The sequence below is a fragment of the Pseudotamlana agarivorans genome, from assembly GCF_001642835.1.
Lineage (GTDB): Bacteria > Bacteroidota > Bacteroidia > Flavobacteriales > Flavobacteriaceae > Pseudotamlana > Pseudotamlana agarivorans.
Map to the genome: position 1 here is coordinate 29,796 of NZ_LXEI01000008.1, position 24,370 is coordinate 54,165.

General features: G+C 36.7%; 24 protein-coding genes. 10 read left to right on the forward strand and 14 right to left on the reverse strand.

The genetic code is table 11. From position 1 onward, the window contains the following. Positions 1-6: 6 nt before the first annotated feature. The gene (locus A6I66_RS09585; protein ID WP_067148404.1) at positions 7-813 is read right to left on the reverse strand and encodes a polysaccharide biosynthesis/export family protein; all 807 of its coding nucleotides are present in this window, start codon (positions 811-813) and stop codon (positions 7-9) included. 272 nt (positions 814-1,085) lie between these two features. Further along, the gene (locus A6I66_RS09590; RefSeq protein ID WP_084399615.1) at positions 1,086-1,448 is read right to left on the reverse strand and encodes an endonuclease domain-containing protein; all 363 of its coding nucleotides are present in this window, start codon (positions 1,446-1,448) and stop codon (positions 1,086-1,088) included. A gap of 583 nt (positions 1,449-2,031) precedes the next feature. Here A6I66_RS09590 and A6I66_RS09595 point away from each other — a divergent pair. Next, positions 2,032-3,897, forward strand: a complete 1,866-nt coding sequence (locus A6I66_RS09595) for an ABC-F family ATP-binding cassette domain-containing protein (RefSeq protein WP_067148411.1) — start codon at positions 2,032-2,034, stop codon at positions 3,895-3,897. Positions 3,898-4,134: 237 nt separating this feature from the next. Then, positions 4,135-4,908: an O-methyltransferase gene (locus tag A6I66_RS09600; protein WP_067148414.1), complete on the forward strand. Its 774-nt coding sequence runs from the start codon at positions 4,135-4,137 to the stop codon at positions 4,906-4,908. Between the two features lie 65 nt (positions 4,909-4,973). Here A6I66_RS09600 and A6I66_RS09605 read toward each other — a convergent pair whose 3' ends face one another. The 5 genes from A6I66_RS09605 to hutH all read right to left on the reverse strand — a co-directional run bounded on the left by A6I66_RS09605 (position 4,974) and on the right by hutH (position 11,003). Beyond that, positions 4,974-5,261 (reverse strand): type II toxin-antitoxin system RelE/ParE family toxin, encoded by a 288-nt coding sequence (locus tag A6I66_RS09605; RefSeq protein ID WP_067148417.1) that lies wholly within the window; start codon positions 5,259-5,261, stop codon positions 4,974-4,976. Continuing rightward, entirely contained in the window at positions 5,254-5,493 is a 240-nt protein-coding gene (locus A6I66_RS09610) for a ribbon-helix-helix domain-containing protein (RefSeq protein WP_067148420.1), read from the reverse strand. Before A6I66_RS09610 ends, A6I66_RS09605 begins: the two co-directional genes overlap by 8 nt. 379 nt (positions 5,494-5,872) lie before the next feature. Further along, positions 5,873-7,111, reverse strand: a complete 1,239-nt coding sequence (hutI, locus tag A6I66_RS09620) for an imidazolonepropionase (protein ID WP_067148426.1) — start codon at positions 7,109-7,111, stop codon at positions 5,873-5,875. An 87-nt stretch (positions 7,112-7,198) separates the two neighbouring features. Then, complete coding sequence (locus A6I66_RS09625; RefSeq protein WP_067148429.1) at positions 7,199-9,196, reverse strand: urocanate hydratase; 1,998 nt, start codon at positions 9,194-9,196, stop codon at positions 7,199-7,201. 307 nt (positions 9,197-9,503) lie between these two features. After that, positions 9,504-11,003, reverse strand: coding sequence for a histidine ammonia-lyase (hutH, locus tag A6I66_RS09630; RefSeq protein ID WP_067148432.1), 1,500 nt, complete (start codon positions 11,001-11,003; stop codon positions 9,504-9,506). Positions 11,004-11,092: 89 nt separating this feature from the next. Between hutH and A6I66_RS09635 the strand changes: the two genes are divergently transcribed. From A6I66_RS09635 to A6I66_RS09645, 3 genes are all read left to right on the forward strand, one after another. Further along, on the forward strand, positions 11,093-11,989 hold the full coding sequence (locus A6I66_RS09635; RefSeq protein ID WP_067148435.1) for a LysR family transcriptional regulator: 897 nt from the start codon (positions 11,093-11,095) through the stop codon (positions 11,987-11,989). Between the two features lie 159 nt (positions 11,990-12,148). Then, a complete protein-coding gene (locus A6I66_RS09640; RefSeq protein WP_067148438.1) occupies positions 12,149-13,966 on the forward strand; it encodes a DEAD/DEAH box helicase in 1,818 nt (605 codons plus the stop codon). 269 nt (positions 13,967-14,235) lie between these two features. Then, positions 14,236-15,015, forward strand: coding sequence for a carboxypeptidase-like regulatory domain-containing protein (locus A6I66_RS09645; RefSeq protein WP_067148441.1), 780 nt, complete (start codon positions 14,236-14,238; stop codon positions 15,013-15,015). A 215-nt stretch (positions 15,016-15,230) separates the two neighbouring features. Here the strand turns inward: A6I66_RS09645 and A6I66_RS09650 are convergent, their stop codons facing one another. Beyond that, positions 15,231-15,887 (reverse strand): TrmH family RNA methyltransferase, encoded by a 657-nt coding sequence (locus A6I66_RS09650; protein WP_067148444.1) that lies wholly within the window; start codon positions 15,885-15,887, stop codon positions 15,231-15,233. A 122-nt stretch (positions 15,888-16,009) separates the two neighbouring features. Between A6I66_RS09650 and A6I66_RS09655 the strand changes: the two genes are divergently transcribed. Together A6I66_RS09655 and A6I66_RS09660 are read left to right on the forward strand one after the other, a co-directional pair. After that, the gene (locus A6I66_RS09655; protein ID WP_067148448.1) at positions 16,010-16,693 is read left to right on the forward strand and encodes an SIR2 family NAD-dependent protein deacylase; all 684 of its coding nucleotides are present in this window, start codon (positions 16,010-16,012) and stop codon (positions 16,691-16,693) included. Between the two features lie 66 nt (positions 16,694-16,759). After that, complete coding sequence (locus A6I66_RS09660; RefSeq protein ID WP_067148452.1) at positions 16,760-17,827, forward strand: polysaccharide lyase family 7 protein; 1,068 nt, start codon at positions 16,760-16,762, stop codon at positions 17,825-17,827. Between the two features lie 34 nt (positions 17,828-17,861). On the opposite strand, the gene A6I66_RS09665 is transcribed toward A6I66_RS09660, so the two are convergent. Both A6I66_RS09665 and A6I66_RS09670 read right to left on the reverse strand, forming a co-directional pair. Next, a complete protein-coding gene (locus A6I66_RS09665; protein WP_067148455.1) occupies positions 17,862-19,094 on the reverse strand; it encodes a glycosyltransferase in 1,233 nt (410 codons plus the stop codon). 237 nt (positions 19,095-19,331) lie between these two features. Further along, positions 19,332-19,805, reverse strand: a complete 474-nt coding sequence (locus A6I66_RS09670) for a heme-binding domain-containing protein (RefSeq protein ID WP_067148458.1) — start codon at positions 19,803-19,805, stop codon at positions 19,332-19,334. 37 nt (positions 19,806-19,842) lie between these two features. On the opposite strand from A6I66_RS09670, the gene A6I66_RS09675 reads away from it, so the two are divergent. The 3 genes from A6I66_RS09675 (at position 19,843) to A6I66_RS16665 (ending at position 22,046) form a co-directional block, all read left to right on the forward strand. After that, a complete protein-coding gene (locus A6I66_RS09675) occupies positions 19,843-20,418 on the forward strand; it encodes an adenylosuccinate lyase (protein WP_067148461.1) in 576 nt (191 codons plus the stop codon). Positions 20,419-20,511: 93 nt separating this feature from the next. Next, positions 20,512-21,855 carry an adenylosuccinate lyase gene (purB, locus tag A6I66_RS09680; RefSeq protein WP_067148464.1) on the forward strand — a complete coding sequence of 448 codons (1,344 nt, stop codon included), beginning with the start codon at positions 20,512-20,514 and terminating at the stop codon, positions 21,853-21,855. Positions 21,856-21,863: 8 nt separating this feature from the next. Next, positions 21,864-22,046 (forward strand): hypothetical protein, encoded by a 183-nt coding sequence (locus A6I66_RS16665; RefSeq protein ID WP_068602976.1) that lies wholly within the window; start codon positions 21,864-21,866, stop codon positions 22,044-22,046. Between the two features lie 121 nt (positions 22,047-22,167). Here A6I66_RS16665 and A6I66_RS09685 read toward each other — a convergent pair whose 3' ends face one another. Genes A6I66_RS09685 through A6I66_RS09700 form a run of 4 tightly spaced genes read right to left on the reverse strand, consistent with a single transcriptional unit; the run spans position 22,168 to position 24,302 of the window. Continuing rightward, positions 22,168-22,710 (reverse strand): DUF4252 domain-containing protein, encoded by a 543-nt coding sequence (locus tag A6I66_RS09685; protein ID WP_067148954.1) that lies wholly within the window; start codon positions 22,708-22,710, stop codon positions 22,168-22,170. A gap of 17 nt (positions 22,711-22,727) precedes the next feature. Then, positions 22,728-23,291 (reverse strand): DUF4252 domain-containing protein, encoded by a 564-nt coding sequence (locus A6I66_RS09690; RefSeq protein WP_067148957.1) that lies wholly within the window; start codon positions 23,289-23,291, stop codon positions 22,728-22,730. Between the two features lie 29 nt (positions 23,292-23,320). Beyond that, positions 23,321-23,806: a hypothetical protein gene (locus A6I66_RS09695; protein WP_067148466.1), complete on the reverse strand. Its 486-nt coding sequence runs from the start codon at positions 23,804-23,806 to the stop codon at positions 23,321-23,323. Beyond that, entirely contained in the window at positions 23,793-24,302 is a 510-nt protein-coding gene (locus tag A6I66_RS09700; RefSeq protein ID WP_067148469.1) for an RNA polymerase sigma factor, read from the reverse strand. The genes A6I66_RS09695 and A6I66_RS09700 overlap by 14 nt, the downstream gene beginning before the upstream one ends. Positions 24,303-24,370: the final 68 nt, after the last annotated feature.

The following is a 24,370-nucleotide window of genomic DNA, read 5'->3' on the forward strand; positions in this document are numbered from 1 at the left end:
CTGGCTTTATAAACTTTTGGTTAATACGTAAATAGACGTCATTCCCGCTAAAATAGACATGATTGTTGCAAAATTTTGCATCACTGTTTGTCCGGCACCAATAACTTTACGTTTTAATGGTTTTACTAAAATAATATCGTTAGGCTGAATGTAATAATAGGGTGAATTCATTGCTTTAATATCGGTTAAATCGATATGATGAATCCGTTGTCCGTCGGGATACTGCCTTACAATAAGCACATCTTTTCTATTACCCGTTAAACTGATGTCTCCTGCATTAGCGAGTGCATCAATAATATTTACACGGTCTTCAAAAATGGTATAAATACCGGTTCCGTTAACCTCACCAGTTACCGTATAGGTAACTCCTGGAAGCCTAACGGTGACAAATAACTCAGCCGTTTCTTTAAAGTACTGATCTAACAATTCCTGTTTAACAATTTCTTCAATTTCAGTTGTGGTATACCCTAAAACGGTAATTTCTCCTAAAATAGGAAACTTTATTTTACCATGATCATCTACCGTAAAACCATTAAAATACAGAGAAGCCTGACTTTGTCCATTATTTCCACCGGCCGTCGAAGTGGTTGCAACCGGGTTAAAAATTCTGGTAAGTTCTTCGTCCAAAGCCTTAACATTAATACTTAAAAGGTCGTTAACTTGAACTTTATACGGTTTTGGCAACTCTCGTAATACAGGGATACTATCGGTACCATCGCCGTTATCTTGTAAATACACGACATCTTTGTTTGTAATACAGGACACGAAAACAGTGTTTATTATGACCAAAATCACAAGAAACCATTTCTTCATACAGGGTTCGTTTTATTCACACAAATATAACTTTTCGATATGAACCATGAAACTTATGCTGTTTTTTTTGTTTTGTTGGGGGATTACACCCCTATTAGCTACGCTAGGTAATATGTCAAACCTCTAAAAACACCCCTATAATCCCCTCCAGGGGATATTGGTTCTCGTTTTTGATTTGGCTTTTGGGGTAAAATTATGGTTTGTGCTTTCAATTTTTACAAATAGTAAACGTAAGGCATTGTCCCCTTGAGGGGACCACAGGGGTGTAACGCCTACTTCAACTCATCAACAGCTTCCTGAATCGTTAATAACACGCTAAATAAATTATTTTTCACCTCTGAATTTGAAAACCTTAAAAACCTAATACCATACGCTTCTAAATCACCTTGACGTTTAGCATCATATAAAAAACTATAATCATGACTACTTCCATCTATTTCAATAGCTAATCCTATTTCGTGACAAAAAAAATCAACGATGTATTTTAACATTGGTACTTGTCTATGAAACTGAACACCAAAAGCTCGTTTTTTTATTTTTTGCCAAAGAATAACTTCTGGTAGGGTGCTGTTTTTTCGAAGTTGTCTTGCTAAATCTTTTAATTCTGGATTATAGGGGATAATTTTATTTCTCAAAATAGTTTGGTTTGATTTATTTCTTTGTAGTAAAAATACTTCAAATTAAATATATTGCAAGTATATGTGAATATGGTATTAATATTTACCACTGAATTTAGCTCACATAAAATACACCCCTATTAGCTGCGCTCTGTAATACCCCAACCTTTAAAACACCCCTATGATCCCCTCTAGGGGATATTGGTATGCGTTTTTGATTTTGCTTTTGGGGTAAAATTATGGTTTGTGCTTTCAATTTTTACAAATAGTAAACGCAAGGCATTGTCCCCTTGAGGGGACCACAGGGGTGTAACGCCAAGCCCCCCTCAATTAGCTACGCTAGGTATCTTCAATAAAAACAATGTTTCCATCTTGATTGTCCTCAAGAGGATACTGGTTATCGCCATTGATTTGGCTTTTGGGGTAAATTTGTGCTTCGTTCTTTGAATTTTTACAAATGGAAACGCGAGGCATTGTCCCCTAGAGGGGACTACAGGCGGTGTGACATCCCACTTCCTCACTCCCTTTTCAACAAAAACCACCTACCCTTATAAGGCCTTTTTAGTTTTTTGTCCGTTATTTGCAAAAAAATAAATAGACTTTGAATTATTTAACGGTTGAAAACATATCAAAATCATACGGGGAGCATGTGCTTTTTGAAGACATTTCTTTTAGTGTTCATAAAGATCAAAAAATAGCCTTTGTAGCTAAAAATGGGACTGGAAAAACGTCCATTTTAAATATTCTTTCAGGAGATGATCAAGCCGATTCAGGAAATGTGATTTACAGGAAAGACATTAAAGTGTCCTTTTTGTCTCAGGATCCTAAATTTGATCCGGCGCTCACTGTTGAAGAAACCATTTTTGCCAGCGACAATCCGATTTTAAAGGTGATTGCTAATTACGAAAAATCACTTTTAAACCCGAATGACACTGATGCTTACCAAGCGGCTTTTGACGCTATGGAACGTCATCAGGCCTGGGATTTTGAAACCTTATATAAACAAATTCTTTTCAAACTTAAACTTGAAAAATTAGATCAAAAGGTTAGTGTGCTTTCAGGCGGACAAAAAAAACGTCTGGCGCTTGCCAATGCTTTAATTAACAAACCAGATTTGTTAATTCTTGATGAGCCTACCAACCATTTAGATCTGGAGATGATTGAGTGGCTTGAAGCATTTTTTGCCAAGGAAAATATCACCCTTTTTATGGTAACGCACGACCGTTACTTTTTAGAACGTGTGTGTAACGAGATTATCGAGTTGGATGAAGGTCAGATGTACAGCTACAAGGGTAACTACTCCTATTACCTCGAAAAACGTGAAGCGCGTATTGAACGTGAAGCCGTTGAAACCGGTAAAGCCAAACAACTCTTTAAAAAGGAACTGGATTGGATGCGTCGCCAACCTAAAGCGAGAACAACCAAATCGAAATCTAGAATTGACGATTTTGCCGATATTAAACACCGCGCTCACCAACGCAGAAACGACCACCAGGTACAGTTAGAACTCAACATGGAACGTCTGGGAAGTAAAATCCTTGAGTTTCATAAAGTAGGGAAAGCCTTTAAGGAGAAGGTGATTCTTGACGGATTCGATTACACGTTCAAAAAAGGTGAACGCGTCGGTATTATAGGTAAAAACGGTACGGGAAAAACCACTTTTTTAAATATCCTTACCCAAACTGCGCAACCAGACGCCGGAAAAGTGGTTAAAGGTGAAACGGTGAAATTTGGATACTACACACAAAGTGGTATTACCATTAAACCAGAGCAAAAGGTTATTGATGTGATTCGTGAATTTGGCGATTATATCCCCTTAAAAAAAGGTCGTCAAATTAGTGCACAACAACTTTTAGAACGCTTTCTATTTAGTAGAAAAAAGCAATATGATTTTGTTGAAAAACTTAGTGGTGGCGAACGTAAACGCTTGTATTTGTGTACGGTTTTAATTCAAAATCCGAATTTTTTAATTCTTGATGAGCCTACTAACGACCTTGATATAGTCACCTTAAATGTCCTTGAAAGTTTCCTTCTGGACTTCCCTGGTTGTATCATTGTAGTATCGCACGACCGTTATTTCATGGATAAGGTGGTCGATCATTTATTTGTTTTTAGAGGCGAAGGCGTCATTGAAGATTTCCCTGGAAACTATACGGATTACCGCGTTTATGAAGACAGCCAGCCTGTAATTTCAACCACTACAGAAGACAAAAAAGACAGCAAATCGAAACAACAAAACGAAGCTGCTAAACTCTCGTATAACGAAGAAAAGGAGTTAAAAAACATTGAAAGCAAGCTAAACTCCTTAGCCTACGATAAAAAAGAACTAGAAAACAAATTCAACAATCCAGACCTCACACAGGAACAAATAAATAAACTCTCTGAAGATTTACAGAAAATTATTGATACCATGGATGAGAAAGAAGCGCGTTGGTTTGAGTTATCGGCTAAATTGGAGGGGGAATAATGAAGAGTGAATAATTAATAATGAATAATGGATAGTTTCAAAGTGGCTGAGTTTCAAAGAACCAAAGTTGCACAGTAATAAAGTAATAAGGTTATAAAGTGTGGCACAGCTAATGTAGAACATTCTAAACTTGACTCAGGTCTGTAAACTGAAACTGACAACTGAAAACCGAGACTGAGACTGAGACTGAGACTGAGACTGAGACTGAGACTGAGACTGAGACTGAAAACTAAAAAAATGACCTACCAAATCATTCAATATTTTAAATTCCTCCTAAAATCTACAAATCAACATGGGGTGCATTCGCCTTTTGTTTATGATTTAGTGACGAAATGTTTTTATGACCGTAAGCAGTACGCCGCATACGATCGTATTTCAGATTATAGAAAAAAGCTGCTTCAAAATCATGAGCTTATTAAAGTCACCGATTTAGGTGCGGGTTCCCAAGTGATGAGTCACCAAAAGCGTAAGATTTCTAGCATGGCAAAAAACGCTGGATCTACAACAAAACGCGCCAAGCTTTTATACCGCTTAAGCGCTTATCTTAAACCTCAAAACATTCTTGAATTAGGAACTTCCTTAGGGATTGCTACGCAAGCTTTAAGTCTTGGTAATCCGAGTGCCAACATCACCACCATTGAAGGGTGTCCGAATATTTCATCATTCTCGAAAGCAGCATTTAAAGACCAAAACCTTAATAATATAACCGCTATTACAGGAGATTTTTCTTCGGAAATACAAAAACTTCATTCAAATACTTACGATCTGATTTTCTTTGATGGCAATCATCAAAAGGAAGCCACTTTAGCCTATTTTGAGGCCTTGTTACCAACTGCTACAAATGATTCTGTTTTTATTTTTGATGATATTTATTGGTCTGAAGGCATGACTGAAGCCTGGGAAATCATAAAAAAACATCCTAAAGTCACCGTGAGTATCAATACTTTTTTCTGGGGATTTGTTTTTTTTAGAAAGGAACAGGTTCGGGAGGATTTTGTGGTTCGAGGGTAGGATTATTGTTGATTTGTGTAATTGTGTAATTGAGGGTTCAATAGACGGCTTTTTATTGATAGAAGCTACAATTTTTCATTCAAATCTTGTCTTCCTATAATTGCCATTATCTCTACAATGTCCTTATTTACTTTAAAATAAATACTATCAACGCCACAAACACAACGTCTGTAGTCCTTTTTTATATAGTCAACCGATTCGAATGAAAAGGGTCTTTGAGCAATAATTTCAAAATATTTAAAAAATGATTCAAAGTATTTGTCCGCTTGAGTAATTCCAAATTTTTTCACACCATAATGATGAATGCGTATCAAATCATTTTTAGCTTCATTACTTAATCTATATTTAGCCATTAAGCAAAGACTTTGATTGCGCTAGGATGTCATTTTTACTTTCACTTGTAAACCCGTTATCTTCGGCTTTCTCTAATTTAGCTCGTATCCAGTTAACTTCAATTTGCTGTTTTCGAGCTTGTCTAATTAAATCATTTACTAGTTCGCTCTTACTTGAATATTCTTTACTATCCACTTGAGTTTTTAGCCATTCATCGTTTGGCTTTGTGAATGATATACTTTGTCTTGGCATAATTTATTTGTTTGATGTAAATATACACCGAATTCGAATCAATAAAAAATAATTACCAACTTATAGGTTTCAACATTTGTTTTCCAGTAATCACAGCTCAACAATGAAACACCCCTATAATCCCCTAAAGGGGATAGTGATTCGCGTTCTTAATTCATCAGTTGGCTGAAATTAATCTTCATACTTTCAACAATTAATAGTACATGTGTCGCATTGTGTCCTCGAGGATTATCGAGATGAAAACCACTGGTTTTATCGAAGATACCTAGCGGAGCTAACAGAAATGTTTTGAAAATGGCTTTTCTAGCTAAAACCAGATCTACACACATCTACTCTTACCGATTACACAGTTAAACAATTACATAATTAAACACCAATATCAAACCACCTCTACCCCATTCAAATAAACACGTTCGATTTGATGATTTCCGAATGAATATGGTATAAAGTGATAAGAACTGATAGCTTTTGTTAAGATCAAGTTGGCTTGTTTTCCTTTGGTAATTGACCCTACTTTATGTTCTAGGCCCATGGCGTAGGCGCCGTTTATAGTCGCTGCATTGATGGCTTCTTCTGGCGTTAATTTCATTTTTATACAGGCTGCCGATACCGCAAAATTCATATTTCCTGAAGGTGACGACCCCGGATTATAATCGGTGGCAAGTGCTAAAGGCAGTCCGGCATCAATCATTTTTCTGCCTGGAGCAAATGGAATGCTTAAAAAGAAGGAACAACCTGGCAAGGCTACAGGCATGGTTTTAGAATTTTCTAAAACCACAATATCTTCATATTTCATGACTTCCAAATGGTCTACCGATAATGCTTTTTGTTTCACTCCTGCTTGCACCCCTCCTATTGAATTAAACTGATTCACATGAATTTTGGCTTGTAAACCATGCAACTTTCCGGCTTCTAAGATGCGATTAGTATCTTCAACAGTAAAATACCCCTTTTCACAAAACACATCTACAAAATCGGCAAGCCTAGCTTCAGCAACTAAAGGAATCATTTCTTTAATGATATGATCGACGTAACCGACTTTATTATTCTTATACTCTTCAGGAACAGCATGAGCCCCCAAAAATGTGGCCTTAATAGGGATTTGATGATTTTCCTTTAAGCGCTTAATCACGCTAAGCATTTTTAATTCAGCTTCTAAAGTTAACCCGTACCCTGATTTAATTTCAACAGCACCTGTACCTAAGGCTATGATTTCATCTAAGCGTCTTTTGGTTTGCTTATACAGTTCACTTTCTGATATATTTTGAACTTTTTTAGCAGAGTTTAATATCCCTCCACCTTTATTGGCAATGTCTTGATAGCTTAATCCTTTTATTTTATCTACAAATTCGCCTTCACGCTGACCAGCATAAACCAAATGGGTGTGTGAATCGCACCAAGTTGGTAAAACCATTTTACCTGTAGCATCAACCACATGGTCTACCGCTCCATCGGGACAGTCTTTCATCGGACCAAAATCATAAATCACATCATTTTTTACGAGAAGAAAAGCATCTTTAATCGTTGGTAACTCATTCATGGATTTTCCAGAGACAAAACGAGTGTTTTCATCTCTAATTTGAAGTAATTCCTTGATGTTTTTAAATAAAACTTTCATGTGTTAATATTTATTGTTTTTTAGTGGTCACATGGAACACCCAATTATCATTTCGCCGTGTGAGTAAGCTTAATAATGGGTGCTTCATTAAAACAGGTTTTCTAGTAATTGATTATCGACTAAGTTAGGTAAAGTTACTTTTAAATTTGGAGTACGATTCATTTCACGTCTAATCGCAAAAAGTGCTTCCTCGTTTCTGGCCCAACTTCTACGAGCAATACCATTATTCACATCAAAAAACAACATACTTTTTAGGCGTTCTTCAGCTTCCGAAGAACCATCCAGTAACATTCCAAATCCGCCATTCATCACTTCACCCCAGCCTACGCCTCCGCCATTGTGAATGGACACCCAAGTAGCGCCTCTAAAGCTATCACCAATCACGTTATGAATAGCCATATCAGCGGTGAATTTACTACCATCATAGATGTTAGAAGTTTCACGATAAGGTGAATCTGTACCGCTCACATCATGATGATCGCGCCCTAAAACCACAGGTCCAATCTCGCCATTGGCCACAGCATTATTAAAAGCTTCAGCTATTTTAGCACGACCTTCGGCATCGGCATACAAGATGCGCGCCTGCGAACCGACAACCATTTTATTTTTCTTGGCATCCTTAATCCATGTGATATTATCTTGCATTTGCAATTTAATTTCATCTGGTGCCGTTTTCATAATTCCTTCTAAAACAGACGCAGCAATATCATCAGTTTTATCAAGATCTTCCGGTTTTCCTGAAGTACAGACCCAACGGAAGGGTCCGAATCCATAATCGAAACACATCGGACCTAAAATATCTTGAACGTAAGACGGGTATTTAAAATCGATATTATTTTCGGCCATCACATCAGCTCCAGCACGAGAGGCTTCTAATAAAAAGGCATTTCCATAATCGAAGAAATACGTGCCCTTGGCCACATGATTATTAATAGCATGAGCATGACGGCGTAACGATTCTTGCACTTTTTCCTTAAAAGTCTCTGGTTCTTCGCGAATTAATCGGTTGGATTCTTCATAAGTTAATCCTGCAGGGTAATAACCTCCTGTCCAAGGAATATGTAATGAAGTTTGATCGGACCCCACGTGAATAAAAATATTTTCTTCATCAAAACGCTCCCAAACTTCAACCACATTACCAATAAACGCGATAGAAACCACTTCTTTTGAAATTTTTGCTTGTTTAACTCTAGTAACTAAATCGTCTATGTTATCAATTAACACATCAACCCAACCTTGTTCGTGACGTTTTGTAGCTGCTTTGGCATTCACCTCAGCACAAATGGTAATACAACCTGCTATATTTCCTGCTTTAGGTTGCGCCCCACTCATACCGCCTAATCCTGCGGTTAAAAATATTTTACCTTCTGAAGTATCGACTTTTTCCAACACTTTTCTAAAGGCATTCATAACCGTAATTGTGGTACCGTGTACGATGCCTTGCGGACCAATATACATGAACGATCCTGCTGTCATTTGCCCATATTGCGTAACACCTAGCGCATTAAATTTTTCCCAATCGTCTGGTTTGGAGTAATTAGGAATCATCATACCGTTAGTTACAATCACACGAGGTGCATTTTTTGACGATGGAAATAATCCCATAGGGTGACCAGAATACAGATGCAACGTTTGCTCATCGGACATTTGAGACAAGTATTGCATGGTTAACAGGTACTGCGCCCAATTTTGAAAAACCGCGCCATTACCACCATAGGTAATTAATTCTTCGGGATGTTGAGCCACAGCAGGATCTAAATTATTCTGAATCATGAGCATGATAGCCGCTGCCTGCGTTGATTTTGCAGGATATTCTGAAATCCCTCGTGCAAATATTTTATAATCGGGTTTGAATCTATACATATAAATTCTACCGTATTCTTTAAGTTCTTGAGCAAATTCTGAAGCCAATTCCTCATGCCAATCTTTAGGAAAATAACGCAAAGCATTTCGAATCGCTAATTGTTTTTCTTCCTTAGATAGAATATCTTTTCGCTTTGGCGCGCGATTAGCACCTTCAGGGTAAGTATATTTTGATGGCATTTTTGTTGGAATGCCTTGTAAAATTTGTTCTTTGAATGTCATTTTTTTTGTTTTTTGATGGTTGACAGTTGGCCTTTGACGGTTGACTCTTGACTCTTGACGACTCGCCCCCCCTATTAGCTGTGCTATATACCTTCAACGAAAACGATGTTTTCATTTCGGTAGTCCTCAAGGATAAACACCCCGTGATCTCCGAGGATGAACACCCCTATAATCCCCTCAAGGGGATAACGCTCGTTTTCAATTCGAAGATGCGTCTATCGCTCTTCATGTCATGTTTCATAATTAGCGCTTCAAGCTTTCCTATTACACGGTTAAACAATTACACGAATAAACTATATAAATAAAACTACCTTAAATTAAACGCTTGAGTTTTCACCAAATCAATCATATTATTGATATCATCTTTTAAAAGTCTATCATCCTCTAATTTCGGAACTTTTTCTCTAATTATTCTGTGGTTTTCTTCAATAATATCTGAAAAAGTATTCGGACGCCTAAACTCTAAAGCCTGAGCACCGTACATCAATTCGATGGCCAATATTTTTTCTAGATTCCCTAAAATCTGATTGAATTTACGCCCTGAAATACTGCCCATAGACACGTGATCTTCCTGCCCTAGTGAGGTTGGAATACTATCTGCTGAAGGCGGAAAACACAGCGATTTATTTTCAGTAACCAAGGCAGCCGTAGTGTATTGCGGGATCATAAACCCAGAATTCAGTCCGCCACCAGTCGTTAATAAACGTGGCAATCCGAATTTACCTTCAATTAAAAGGTAACAACGTCGGTCTGAAATATTACCCAATTCCGCGGCAGCGATAGATCCATAATCTAAAGCCATCGCTAAAGGTTGTCCGTGAAAATTACCACCCGAAATCGCCTCGGTATCACTTAAAACAATTGGGTTATCGGTCACTGAATTCATTTCTATTTCTGCCAGTTCTAACAGATGATAATAGGCATTTCGAGACGCCCCATGCACTTGCGGAATACAACGCATAGAATATGGATCTTGAACACGCTCGCAGTTTTCATGAGAGTTTACATTTTGTGAAGAATACAACAACATCGTCATACGCTCGGCCACTTCGATACAGCCTTTAAACGGACGAATTCTGTGCAACTCATCTCTAAAAGGCGACGAACTGCCTTGATAGCCTTCAATACTCATAGCACCACAAACATCGGCCAAATCTAATAGGTATTCCATTTTATTCAACCCTACAATCGCATGAGCAAGAATGAATTGTGTACCATTTATTAAGCCTAAACCTTCTTTAGCTTGGAGCTCTATTGGTTCTAAATTATGCTCTTTTAATATCGCTTTCGCGGATTTAATAGAATCTCCAATCCAAAATTCGCCTTCACCCAGAAGCGGTAAAAACAAATGTGACAAGGGTGCTAAATCACCTGAAGCGCCTACTGAACCTTGCTCTGGAACCGTTGGTAGCAAATCGTTTTCAATGAAATATAAAATACGCTCTACAAGTTCTAAACGTACCCCGGAATACCCCTGACTTAAAGCATGTACTTTACAAATCATCATGATTTTAGACAGGTTTTTATCTATAGGGTTCCCTACGCCAACAGCGTGCGTAATGAGTAAATTTTCTTGAAGTTTATTAGTTTCCTCTGGTGTAATTTGCACATCGCAAAGTGGACCAAATCCTGTATTTATACCATAAACCGCTTTGTTGGAGCTTGCCATTTTTTCAACTTTAGCACGACAAATTTGAATTTGTTCGATAGCTTCTTCACACAAGACCGCTTCCAAGCTTCCGTTAGCAATGGCTAGTACTTTTTTTACCGTTAAGGTGTCAATTCCGTATTTAAATATCTTTTTCATGGGTATTCAAGCATTAATAGTGGTACAATTACAAAATTATCGATAATTTTGATACCAAATAAGATCATTAGTTTAACCAATTAATAACTATGAGTTATCAAATAGAACTAAGACATATCAAATATTTTTTGGCTGTTGCCGAAGAATTACACTTCCGAAAAGCTGCCGAAAAGCTATACATATCGCAGCCTGGCTTAAGCCGACAGATTAAAGAAATGGAGGACTCCCTAGGCATAACGCTTTTCCACCGACACAACCGAAATGTGCAACTCACTCTTGCTGGTCAATATTTACAAGAAGAGCTTTCCAAAAACTTGAAGCAACTCGATAACATTTTACATCACGCCAAACTTTTGGAAGACGGTAAAGATGGTGAACTGAATTTCGGCTATGTGGGTTCGGCCATGCAACGAATTATCCCCGAATTGCTTATCAAGTTTACAAAAAACCACCCGAACGTTTTATTCAGTTTAAAGGAAATGGATAATATCAAGCAAATTGATGGTTTGTTGGCTCAAGATATTGATATAGGTTTTGTACGTTTGGAACGTATTCCACGAGGCTTATCCAGTCAACTGGTGTTAAAAGAACCTTTTTGTTTAGTGCTACCCAAAAACCACAGCATTTCTCACGACACCTTCAAAAGTGTGAGTCAGTTAAAAAACGAATCCTTTATTTTATTTGATCCTGAATACAGTGCCGCCTATTATGAGAAAGTCATGGGTATTTTTGACGATAGCGGCTTCACCCCCATTACTTCTCACAACACCATACATGCCGATTCTATATATAAATTGGTAGAAAACGGCTTCGGAATATCCATCGTTCCTAAATCTTTAAAATCTTCAGAAAACAGCAATCTTAAGTTTATAGATTTGGATATGATTCCGCAGCGCACCTCACTTTCGGCGGTTTGGAAAAAGGATAATAGTAACCCGATTCTAGCCAAGGCGATTGCCTTAATTCATAAGGATATCACAAATTAATGTCATTCTAAAATAAAAGACTATCTTTGCCGCTTGAAACTCAGAAAAATGGGTTTAAATTCCTCAGAGTGAGGATGTGTTACTAGAAGTTTAAGGTTAAGTATGTCGATTCGCTTCTTATGTAACACCACATAAAACAATCGAATACTTACATATAGAATGAGCACATTCCAAGAATTAGGTCTTAATAATGACCTATTACAAGCTATTACAGATTTAGGATTTACAGAACCTAGTGAGGTTCAAGCCAAAGCCATCCCTATTTTATTAGGATCTGAAGGCGATTTAGTGGCCCTAGCCCAAACTGGAACAGGAAAAACAGCCGCTTTTGGTTTTCCAATGTTAGAAAAAATTGATGTTGATAGCCGCACCACCCAAGGTTTAATTTTATCACCTACACGTGAGCTTTGTTTACAAATTGCCAACGAAATGAAATTGTATGGTAAATATTGTAAAGGTTTAAATGTGGTTGCCGTTTATGGTGGATCTAGTATCACCGATCAAGCCAGAGATATTAAGCGTGGCGCACAAATTATTGTAGCGACTCCAGGTCGTATGAAAGATATGATTAGCCGTAGAATGGTTGATATTTCTAAAATACAATATGCGGTTTTAGATGAAGCCGATGAGATGTTAAACATGGGCTTTAAGGAGGATATCACCGATATTTTATCCCACACACCAAAGGACAAAAGTACTTGGTTATTTTCTGCAACCATGCCTAGAGAAGTTGCTGCTATTGCAAAAAACTTCATGCACGATCCGCAAGAAATTACCGTTGGAAATAAAAATGAAAGTACCAGTAACGTATCTCACGAATACTATTTAGTAAACGCTAGAGACCGTTACCAAGCTTTAAAACGTTTAGCAGATGCTAACCCAGATATTTTTTCTGTGGTGTTCTGTAGAACAAAACGTGATACTCAAAAAGTAGCCGAACAACTTATTGAAGATGGCTACAATGCTGGGGCTTTACACGGCGATTTGAGTCAGAATCAACGTGATTTAGTCATGAATGCCTTCCGTAAAAATCAAATTCAAATGCTTGTTGCAACCGATGTTGCGGCTCGTGGTATTGATGTTGATGATGTTACGCACGTTATAAACTACCAATTACCTGACGAAATTGAAACCTACACCCACCGTTCTGGTCGTACCGGACGTGCTGGTAAAACAGGGGTTTCTATGGTTATTGTTTCTAAAAGTGAAGTACGTAAAATTAAAAGTATCGAGCGTATTATTAAACGTCAGTTTGATAAGAAAGAAATTCCAGATGGTATGGAAATCTGCGAAGTTCAGTTGATGTCTTTAGCCAATAAGATTCATAATACTGAGGTTAACCCAGAAATTGAAAAGTACCTTACGGAAATTAATGAAAAGTTTGCTGATACTTCTAAAGATGAATTAATTAAAAAATTCTTCTCGGTTGAGTTTACACGTTTCTTCAATTACTATAACAAATCTAAAAACCTAAATATTGCTGAAGGTTCTTATGATAGAGATGGTGGTCGTGAAGGCGGAAGAGATTTTAAAGGTGGAAAATCAGATTCGACACGCTACTTTATAAACGTAGGTAGTAAAGATGGTTTCGATTGGATGCAGTTGAAAGACTTCTTAAAAGAGAAATTAGAACTTGGTAGAGATGATGTTTTTAAAGTTGAAGTAAAAGACAGTTTTTCATTCTTTAATACTGAAAATGAAGCAAAAGAAAAGGTATTATCTTTTTTCACCGATTTCAAACACGAAGGTCGTTTTGTAAACGTTGAAGTGTCTGAAAACCGTGGTGGCGGAAGACGTAATGACAGACGTGGCGGCGGACGTCGTGATGGCGGAAAACGCGCCGGAGGAAGACGTGACGATCGTAAAGGTGCTTCTGGAAACCGAAGTGAAAGACGTCGTAGCGAAGGAAGTTCAAAACCAAGACGCTCGGATTCTGGCGGAGGAAACTTCGATAGACCAAGACGTTCTAGAAGATAGAATTTGGCTGTAGGCAGTAAACTATAAGCAATATGTTTTAGGCTTACTGCATATTGCACATAGCCTATAATCATACAGTTGTCACATTGAGCTTGTCGAAATGCACTATTTTAAACATAATGACTTGAGCTTCGACAAGCTCAGCTTGACAACAAGAAAACCAAATTGTGGTTAAACTATTTTGTTAATTTTTAGTCAAAATAAAAAAGATACCTATCTTTCAAACTTATTGTTTATTACTTTTATCCCATAATCAACTAAAAGGATTTATGAAACGTTACCTCATCTTATTAACTGTACTACTTATTTCTACCGTGGGTTTCTCACAAGAAGAAGCTGACAGGGTTTTAGGTGTGGTTATAAACGCTTCAACCGATAAGCCTTTAGAAAGCGTTAATATTGTAAACCTTAATCAGGTGATTGGAACCACCACTAATAGTAAAGGTGAGTTCTCTATTTCGGCGAAAGTTAACGATACACTTCACTTTTCATATCTGGGTTTTAAATCTATTAAAGTACGTGTTACCAATGACTGGTTAAAATTTGGAAGTTCGAATATCGAATTAACCGAATTGGCTTTAGCTTTAGAAGAAGTGGTTGTAAATCAATTAAAACTTACAGGCTATTTAGAAGTTGATATTGCTCAAGTTCCTGCTGTTAACGACAATTACCGATACAGTATATCTGGACTAGAAGGTACAGGCTACGAAGCCAGTAAAGAATCTGGTCTAACCAAAGTGGTAGGGTCCTTATTTAATCCCGCCGATTTCTTACACCGTATGTTTGGTAAAAAACCAAATGAGCTTAAGAAATTAAAGAAAATGAAAGAGGATGATGAAATTAGAAACCTCTTAGCTTCACGTTTCGACAGAGAAATGCTTACCGTTTTACTACAAGTAGATCGTGTGGATTTAGACGAAATTGTGAGTCAGTGTAACTACTCCAAAGGGTTTATTCAAACCGCAAACGACCTACAAATTCTTGATGCCATTAGCGAGTGCTACGAAGAGTACAAGGTGCTTAGCCGTGGTAGAAATCGTAAAATCTAAATATTATTTATTGTTTAATTGTTGATGTGTTTAACTGTATAATCGGGTAAAAACTAAGCGCTTGTTCGTTTTAGCGTAAGGCCTTAAGCTATATGCAAGTTACTTTCAACGATTAAGCCTAAAAACAAACATTGTCACACTGAGCTCGTCGAAGTGTTATTCCTCCCTTTTGACTTTGCTACTTTGCAACTTTGTTACTTTGAAACTTTAAAATTTTACAACTTTTCATAAAACCGAGCAACAATATCATCATAACTCTTCAAAGTCTTCTTACACCAATCCAAACGCTTCTCATTAATTTCATCTTCAGAGAGTTGCCAATTTATATCACTTCGTCTTAATTTTGTGGTAACATGCTGTAAAATAATAGCAGCAGACACCGAAATATTCAAACTTTCAGTAAAGCCAACCATAGGAATTTTCAGAAAACAATCGGCTTCATCTAAAACTTCTTGAGACAATCCTTCTGTTTCTCTTCCGAAGAAAAAACAAGATTTTTTAGTCACATCGAAATCATGCAATTCACAATCGTTGGTATGTGGTGTCGTGGCAACAATTTGATAGCCTTTTTGTTTCAAATCACTCATACAACTTTTCACATGATGATAGCGATTTAAATCCACCCATTTTTGGGCACCCATAGCGATTTCTCGATCAATGCGTTTTGAATTGCGCTCTTCAACTATATTCACCTCTTGAATGCCAAAAACATCGCAACTTCGTATCACAGCACTTGTATTATGCAGTTGATATACATCTTCGGTAGCTACAGTAAAATGTTTTGTGCGCTGTGGCAGTACGGTATCAAAACGTTGCTTGCGGTTTTCGGTGAGGTAAGTTTCTAGGTATTCTAAGAGTTTTAAATCTATCATGACGCAAAATTAGTAAACTTCTTAAAAATTAAACGAACTATCCATTACTGATGTAACCATAATTTCAAGATTAAGGACTCCTCTTTTTTTCACGATGCCATAAAAAATAATACCTTTATAACATGAAACATTTAGTCGTACTTACAGGAGCTGGCGTTAGCGCCGAAAGCGGTATAAACACTTTTAGGGATGCCAATGGTTTGTGGGAAGGCCATGATGTTATGGAAGTTGCCACACCCGAAGGTTTTGCTGCCAACCCTGAATTGGTGCTGAATTTTTACAATCAGCGACGTAAACAATTGTTTGAGGTTGAACCCAACCAAGCGCATTTTGATTTGGCTGAGTTGGAGAATGATTTCAAAGTGAGTATTATCACTCAAAATGTAGACGATTTACACGAACGTGCTGGCAGTAGCAATGTGATTCATTTACATGGCGAGTTACGAAAGGTAAAAAGCTGCTTTGATGAAAACGATATCATGCCATGGGAGAACGATATATTTCTAGGTGATCTTTGCAAAAAAGGCCATCAATTACGTCCGCATATCGTGTGGTTCGAAGAAGCCGTTCCTATGATGGACAAAGCCATTGACATTTGTGAAACCGCCGATATTTTAATGATTATTGGCACATCCATGCAAGTTTATCCCGCTGCAGGATTAAAAGATTATGTTCCCGATAACACCCCAACCTATTTTATAGACCCTAAGCCGAATATCAGCAGTAGAAAAAATCTAATTGTTATGGCTGAAACTGCAACCGTAGGCGTTCGTAAATTAATGCCGATTTTAAAGGCAAATCATTAAAGTGAACTCTTATACAAATCAAGCTTAACTTGTATCTTTACAAGAACAATCTAAATACTAAAAATCATGAAATCCATAAGTCGTAAAGTATTCCCTTTAGCCTTTTTTTGTGCTATCATGTCATTAACTAGTTGCGTTAATAAAGCAAAGAAAACTACCGAAAACGCCATTGTGAAAACCGAAAAAAGCAAGGTTTACCCTAGTGATGTGATTCCATTTATGGACCAATGGAAAATTCTTTTGGGTAATGGCGAATCGTCGAAAGATTTAAAAAATTACGAGCATGAAGATTTCTTTTATGTAGCGAACGATCAAGATACCAATTGGGTGGTTTATAAAACCCCAAATTCAGGAATTACCTCTAGAACCTCTAGTAACACGAGAACCGAATTAGGTCAGAAAGCGCATTGGACTCCAGAAACAGGAGGCAAACTAACAGGAACCTTAAAAGTAATGCATGTTTCTACAAGTGGAGATGCACGTGTAGCGGCTTCTTTTTCAACCGTCGTTGGACAAATTCATAGTGATGAAGGACACGAGAATGAACCTATAAAAATATTCTACAAGAAATTTCCTGGCCACACGAAAGGCTCTGTTTTTTGGAACTATGAAATCAATACGAAAGGCGATAACTCGAAACGATGGGATTATTCTACCGCGGTTTGGGGTTACGATATGTCGGTTGTTGGAGAAACCGCAACCACTTTCCCTGAAGAACCAAAGGACGGGATTGCTTTAGGAGAAACCTTTACATACGAAATAAACGTTTATCAAGGCATCATGTATTTAACATTTACAAGTGAAGGTCATGAAACGGTAAAATTCACCAAAGATTTAACAAAATCAGATTTTGCTACAAAAGCCGATATTCCAGAACAAATATGGACTTTATACGCTAGTATTGGTCGTGATGGTGTCGAGCGTGAAACGGCTTACTCAAACGAAATGCAGTATTTTAAACAAGGGGCTTACAACCAATCGAATGGTAAAAATCCGGAAGACAATATGGTTTGGAGCACAGGATCCGATCATTTTAATGGTGATATCGAGAAACAATATCAAAACAGAGCCTACACAGAAGTATGGTTTAAAGAAGGGACTGTAGGTCCTGGTGCACCCCCAGACAAAGAGTAAAAAGCATATTTATAAAGTAAAAGGATGTAGATTATTAAGCATTTTTTGCTTCAATCCACTTACTCATAAACTTGGTGCTTTGCATGGTATGATGTTGTAACATCTGTCCTGTAAAATTATGCAAGCGCTTGTCGTGAAGGTCTGTTAAAGTGTTTTCTAAAACTTCAAAAAACAGGTTAACGTGTTGCTGCTTATTAAACCGTTCATTAATCACCGGAAAACCATAGTGTTGTTTTTCAGTCCAAAGTGTTTCATTTTCGTAGAGTTGCACCGCTTTGTTTGAAAACTCTTGAGCATCATCGGCTATAAAACCATTGGGTTCAAAATCACCAAACATGCCTTCCGCAGCAATGCTAGACATCACACAAGGCGTCCCGTTTTGCATGGCATCAATGAGTTTTCCTTTTAAGCCAGCACCAAAACGTAAAGGCGCCAAACACACTTTGGCTTTCTGCATGACCTCATGAACATCTCCAGCAAAACCTTTTATAAAAAAACCCTGTTTTTCGTTATGCAATTGGGTCACTTTTTGAGAAGCATAAGCCCCGTAAATATGAAGTTCGGCTTGTGGTATTTGTTTTTTTATAAGCGGCCAAATGGTTTCTTTTAAGTACAAAACCCCGTTGTAATTGGGTTCGTGTAAAAAGTTACCGATGGTAATAAAATGTTCTCGGTTTTCAAATGTTGGAAGTTTTTTTATCGCTTCCGCGGAAATAGTCTCTAATAAAAACGGCAGATAAACTAAGAGTGCCCCATCGACCTTAAACTGATTTCTCAGAATATCCATCTCCACTTCCGAAATCATTAAACTCAAATCGCACCTGTAAATACTGGCGATTTCGCGTTTCGCCACATCGTTAAATAAATAGGACGTATCAAAAACCTGTTTGTCTTTAAAAGCTTGTTGACGCCCCTTTCTTAAGCAATGTAAATCTTCAGTATCTAATAACTTAATGGCATTCGGACAATTTTCAGTCACCCGCCATCCAAATTGCTCCTCCATCATAAAGCGATCGAACAAGACCACATCGGGATTTAAATCGACAATAAATTCATCAAAACTTGAATTATTGAGGGCTATCGCCACTTGTGAAACGCCGATACTATCTAAATTAAACGCGTTATCACTTTTAGCACACGGACTAGCAAAAGTGATGCTATAATCCGCTTTTTGAAACGCCTCAATAAGCTGCATCATCCTACTACCAGCTGCAGAACTTTTAGGTTCTGGCCATACGAATCCGATGATGAGTAGTTGATTGGGCATTGACAAGTTAGAAGTTAGAAGTTAGAAGTTAGAAGTTAGAAGTTAGAAAAGTGATCAATAAAAATTAAGCAAAATATGAACAATGAAAAAAGTAATAATTATATATAAACAACATTGATAATTATTATCTTTTTCATTATTAATTATTAACTGTTAATTATTCACTATTAATTGTTAGTTATTCAATATTAACTTTTCATTGCTAATCGTCAATTGTACATTGTACATTGTTAATTATTACTCCGCTTTCGGCTCCAAACCATATTTAATACGAACGGTTTTTGCCCAGTTAATTACTGATTCTATTTGTGCGTCGCTAAGTTTGGCTTCAGAATGCGTCCATGTGTATGAAGGTAAAGGCATTTCTTTTTCTTCAACCATTTCAATCAATTCTTCAAATTTGTGGTCTTTACGCTTTGTTGAATTATCCACCCAATCAGAAAAATTAAAATGTTTTTTTCCGTCTTTAACATGACTTGCTAACCAATAATTTACAGGCGTAATATTATTGTACCATGGGTAACGCGTCACATCACTGTGACAATCATAACAAGTTTCTTCCAAAATACGTTTTACATCTTCTGGCGGATTAGTCTCTGCCAAAAAAGGTTCGATAGATTTTAAATCACCTTCATTTTTTTCAGGCCCAAAAAACTGAGCGATAACAAATAATACCAATAAGGCTAACAGGATCTTTTTTAATATCTTCATTTTGATTAGTTTTAGGCATTAAAAATAAGAAAAGCATTTGACTACTTCTCAACTTTACGAGGAATTAAATAAGGTAGACCACTCCAAAGAAAAACGTTTACACTATGCTCATTTAATTTTAGCCAACCCCGAACTATTACCTCAACTCTTAGAAGTACTTTTTGTGGTTGACGATAAAATCTCATCAAAAGCAGGTTGGGTATTAGAAGCTATGTGCAGATTAAATCTAGAACCGCTTCTGCCCTACTTGAATCTATTTACAGAAAATATTAATAAGGTACATATCGACTCGGCGGTGCGTCCGGTGGCGAAAATCTGCGAACTTATAGCCTTGAGCTACACAGGGAAAGAACCGCATGCCGTGAAAACAGCATTAACAGCCACCCACAAAGAACGTATTATTGAAACCTGTTTTGATTACATGATTAACGAAGAAAAAGTTGCCGCTAAAGCCTATGGTATGACGACACTTTTTATGCTAGGCAAAGAATACGATTGGGTACACCCAGAATTAAAAATCATTTTAGATCGTGATTTTGCTGGCCAAAGTGCTGCTTTTAAAGCGCGTGCTCGTCATATTTTGAAAAAAATGAATAAAACCAAGAATTTATAGTAGAATTAGATTTAACACGTAAAAACTTAAGCTTCTCATATTCTGTATTCGCGTTAAAAAACCTATCTTTGCGACTTCTTAAAATCAAAATTTATGTCACTATCAGCATTAAATGCCATCTCACCAATTGATGGTCGTTATAGAAGTAAAGTTAGCGAATTAGCTCCTTATTTTTCGGAGGAAGCTTTAATCAAATACCGCGTTTTAGTAGAAATAGAATACTTTATTGCACTTTGCGAAATTCCGTTACCACAATTAAAATCGGTTGATGCTTCGCTTTTTGATAGTTTACGAGCGATTTACAAAGATTTTTCTTCGGAAGATGCCCTTGCCATAAAAAAAATTGAAAGTGTTACCAACCACGATGTTAAAGCAGTTGAATATTTCATTAAAGAAAAATTTGATGCCTTAGGATTGTCTGAATACAAAGAGTTTATTCACTTTGGTTTAACCTCTCAAGATATTAACAATACCGCTATTCCGTTAAGTATTAAGGAGGCTATAAACGATGTTTATATTCCAGAATATACGACGGTTGTAGATAAATTAAAAGAATTATCGAAAGATTGGTCTGCCATTTCTATGCTTGCTAGAACGCATGGACAACCAGCATCTCCAACACGTTTAGGGAAAGAAATTGAAGTTTTTGTAGTGCGTTTAGAAGCACAATTTGAGGTTTTAAAAACCATTCCAAACGCAGCCAAATTTGGTGGTGCAACAGGTAATTTTAACGCGCACCATGTGGCTTACCCAAATAATGACTGGAAAGCTTTTGGAAGCCATTTTGTTGAAGAAAAACTAGGGTTACACCACTCGTTTCCAACAACTCAAATTGAGCATTACGATTTTATGGCTGCTTTATTTGATGCCTTAAAACGTATTAACACGATTATTATCGATTTAAATAGAGATATCTGGACATACGTGTCTAATGATTATTTCAAACAAAAAATTAAAGCAGGAGAAGTAGGAAGCTCAGCGATGCCACATAAAGTAAACCCTATTGATTTTGAAAACTCTGAAGGGAATTTAGGTATAGCAAATGCCGTATTTGAACACCTTTCGGCTAAATTACCAATCTCTAGATTACAACGTGATTTAACCGATAGCACCGTTTTACGTAATGTAGGTGTGCCTTTCGGACATACCCTTATTGGTTTTAAATCGACTTTAAAAGGCTTAAACAAATTACTTTTAAATGAAGGTAAATTTGCTGAAGATTTAGAAAACAACTGGGCTGTAGTTGCTGAAGCTATTCAAACGATTTTACGTCGTGAGGCTTATCCGAATCCATATGAAGCTTTAAAAGGATTGACAAGAACAAACTCCAAAATAAATCAAGAGTCTATTTCTAGTTTTATCGATACTTTAGAGGTGTCTGACACAATAAAAGCTGAATTAAAACGTATTACTCCTAGTAACTATACTGGAATTTAATAATATTTATGTTAAGCGATAAACAATCATTAGGATTAACCATGTTGATGGTAGCTGGAATTTTTTCATTCGGAATTCTAGACATCCTAGATAATTTTATTGTTTTAACTATAATGACACTTATTTTTTCTGCCGTTGTGATTAACATCATTTACATGAAGACAAAATCACGACACAATCAGCAGAAGTAATTTAAGCTTGTAATAAAATAAAAAAGCTGTCTAAAAAGTAGCATCCTGTTAAACACAGATCGTAATACTTTTAGACAGCTTTTTTAGTATAAAGCATTTAGCTTACAGCCTATTGCTATGATTACCTAAAAAAATCACCAATTTTTTGAAACTGCGCTTCATCAATATTCGCGTTTTTCATAGCTTCAACCAAACTAATCATTTTTTCGGGTGTCATATCATGGCCTAAAACCCGTACTACGGCGAAGCCCCTTTCTTTGGCATATCCAAACAAGATAAACTCATCGGCTTCATCATTTTCACCCAAATATTTTACGGAAAGATGTTTGCCTTTATCGCTTAAGTCGATTAACTCATTGTATTTTTCGTTACTTAAAATGGTTTTAACCTTAGCGAGCTCCGTGTCATAAACCAACTGATTTTCGGGATCTACTTTAAAACCTAAAAAGTTTAGTTTTTGTACAGACTGATAAGCCTCTTGCTGCTTTTCGGTGAAATTGGATTGATCAACCTCGATCATCGATAAAGGAAAATCCTGCGACACAAAACCTTTGGCTTCTTGGTGCTCTACAAAATAGCGCTGTAAACTTTCACTATTATCACAGCTCGTAAATAAAACCGCAATTAAAAGCAAAGGCATGATGTTTTTGAATATGTTTTTCATGGTCATGATGATTACGATTATTTTTTCTTATCCAAATGTTTCCCTGCAGGTATATTCATTTTATCGGTAAGCTTAGAAATTTGCTTTAAATCGATATCACCTGTAAGAGAAACCACTACAGTTTCAATATCTCGATTTTCACCATTAACTTCTACCCCTTGATTCTTAAGCACTTTATCCACGCCATTTACAAAAATTAGAAGCTCTTTAACATGGTCTGAATCTTTACCTTCCTTAACATAGAACTTAACATCGGTACCTTCGTCCTTAACCTCCATGAGCTCTTCTAAACTGTTTGATCTTGAAGACACCCATTTAGAGATATCTCCCGCAATACCTTTATTAGCTGTTACAATCGTTTTAAAACTGGTGATACTTTTAACCATATCCATGTATGCTTCGGCCTCTGGGTCATCGACATTAATGCCCATTTTTGCAATCATCTGAAACATTTTTGGCTTGATTGAAACATAGGTCACTTCTGTATTATCGCTATATTTTTCAAAAATATCGCTTTGCGCCCATCCAGATAATGGCCATAACACTACCGCAAATAGCAGTACTAAAAATTTATTTTTCATAGTTTTTGTATTTATGTGATTTGAAGTTTTCATTTTTTCTCTTTTTTAAATATTATTTGTGTGGCATTTTCCATTTCATTCAGATAATTTAAAGTTGAAGTCCCTTTATTGACTTCATCTAAATAACCTACTGTTGAGGCGCCTTGATTAAACTTTGTTGAAATCATTTCTAACGACTTTGACACTTCCATAAAGGCCAACTCAGGATCGTTAAAAGTACCTAAGTCTTGATTTTTAGTTCGATTCCCCAGATAAAAACCTAAAAGCAATACTACCGTAGCCGCAACAGCCGTAAGCCATTTATAAGGAATAACCGGTGTCTTTTTTAAAGGCAATGCTTTGTTAAAAGTTTCCTGCTGATTTACCGAAAAATAGGTGAAAAGTGATTTATAAACCTCTAAATGTTCGGGAACATCAGATTCGGTAAAAAAACGTTTTAACTCCTGTTCCTCGGCTATAGAAGTTTCGCCATTTTCATATTTTTCTACTAATTTTTCTATCTTATTTAATACCATAATTATGCGTATTAGTCAGTTTTTCTCTAATTGTTTTTCTTGCTCTCGATAAAGCCACCCGTACTGCTGTGGGATTCATATCTAGTATTTTAGAAATTTCATCAAAATCGTAAGCTTCAATATCCCGTAGCTGAACGATTAAACGTTGTTGCTCTGGTAGTTGTTCCATAATTTTTTCAACCCAATGCAGACTATCATTCAACTCCACTTGCTTTTGAACCCCAACCTGTTTGTCTTCATAATTGCTATGCACAATTTTTAGGTTTTGCGACTGCTTCGATTTCAACTTATCATAACAATAATTTTTAGTCATCGTCATCGAAAAAGCCTCTACATTTTTATAGGCTGGGATTTTAGACTTATTATTCCATAATTTGATAAGAACCTCTTGGGTGGCATCTTCGGCTTCTTCCGTAGAAACCAATAAGCGTTTAGCCATACGAAACAACTTATCTTTAAATGGTGATACTAAATCTAAAAACTCCTTTTGGTTCATTTTTGGTTTTCGTTATCAAAAAAAACAGTTTTTTTATGCTTTCTGTTATTACGACGAGTTAACGATCG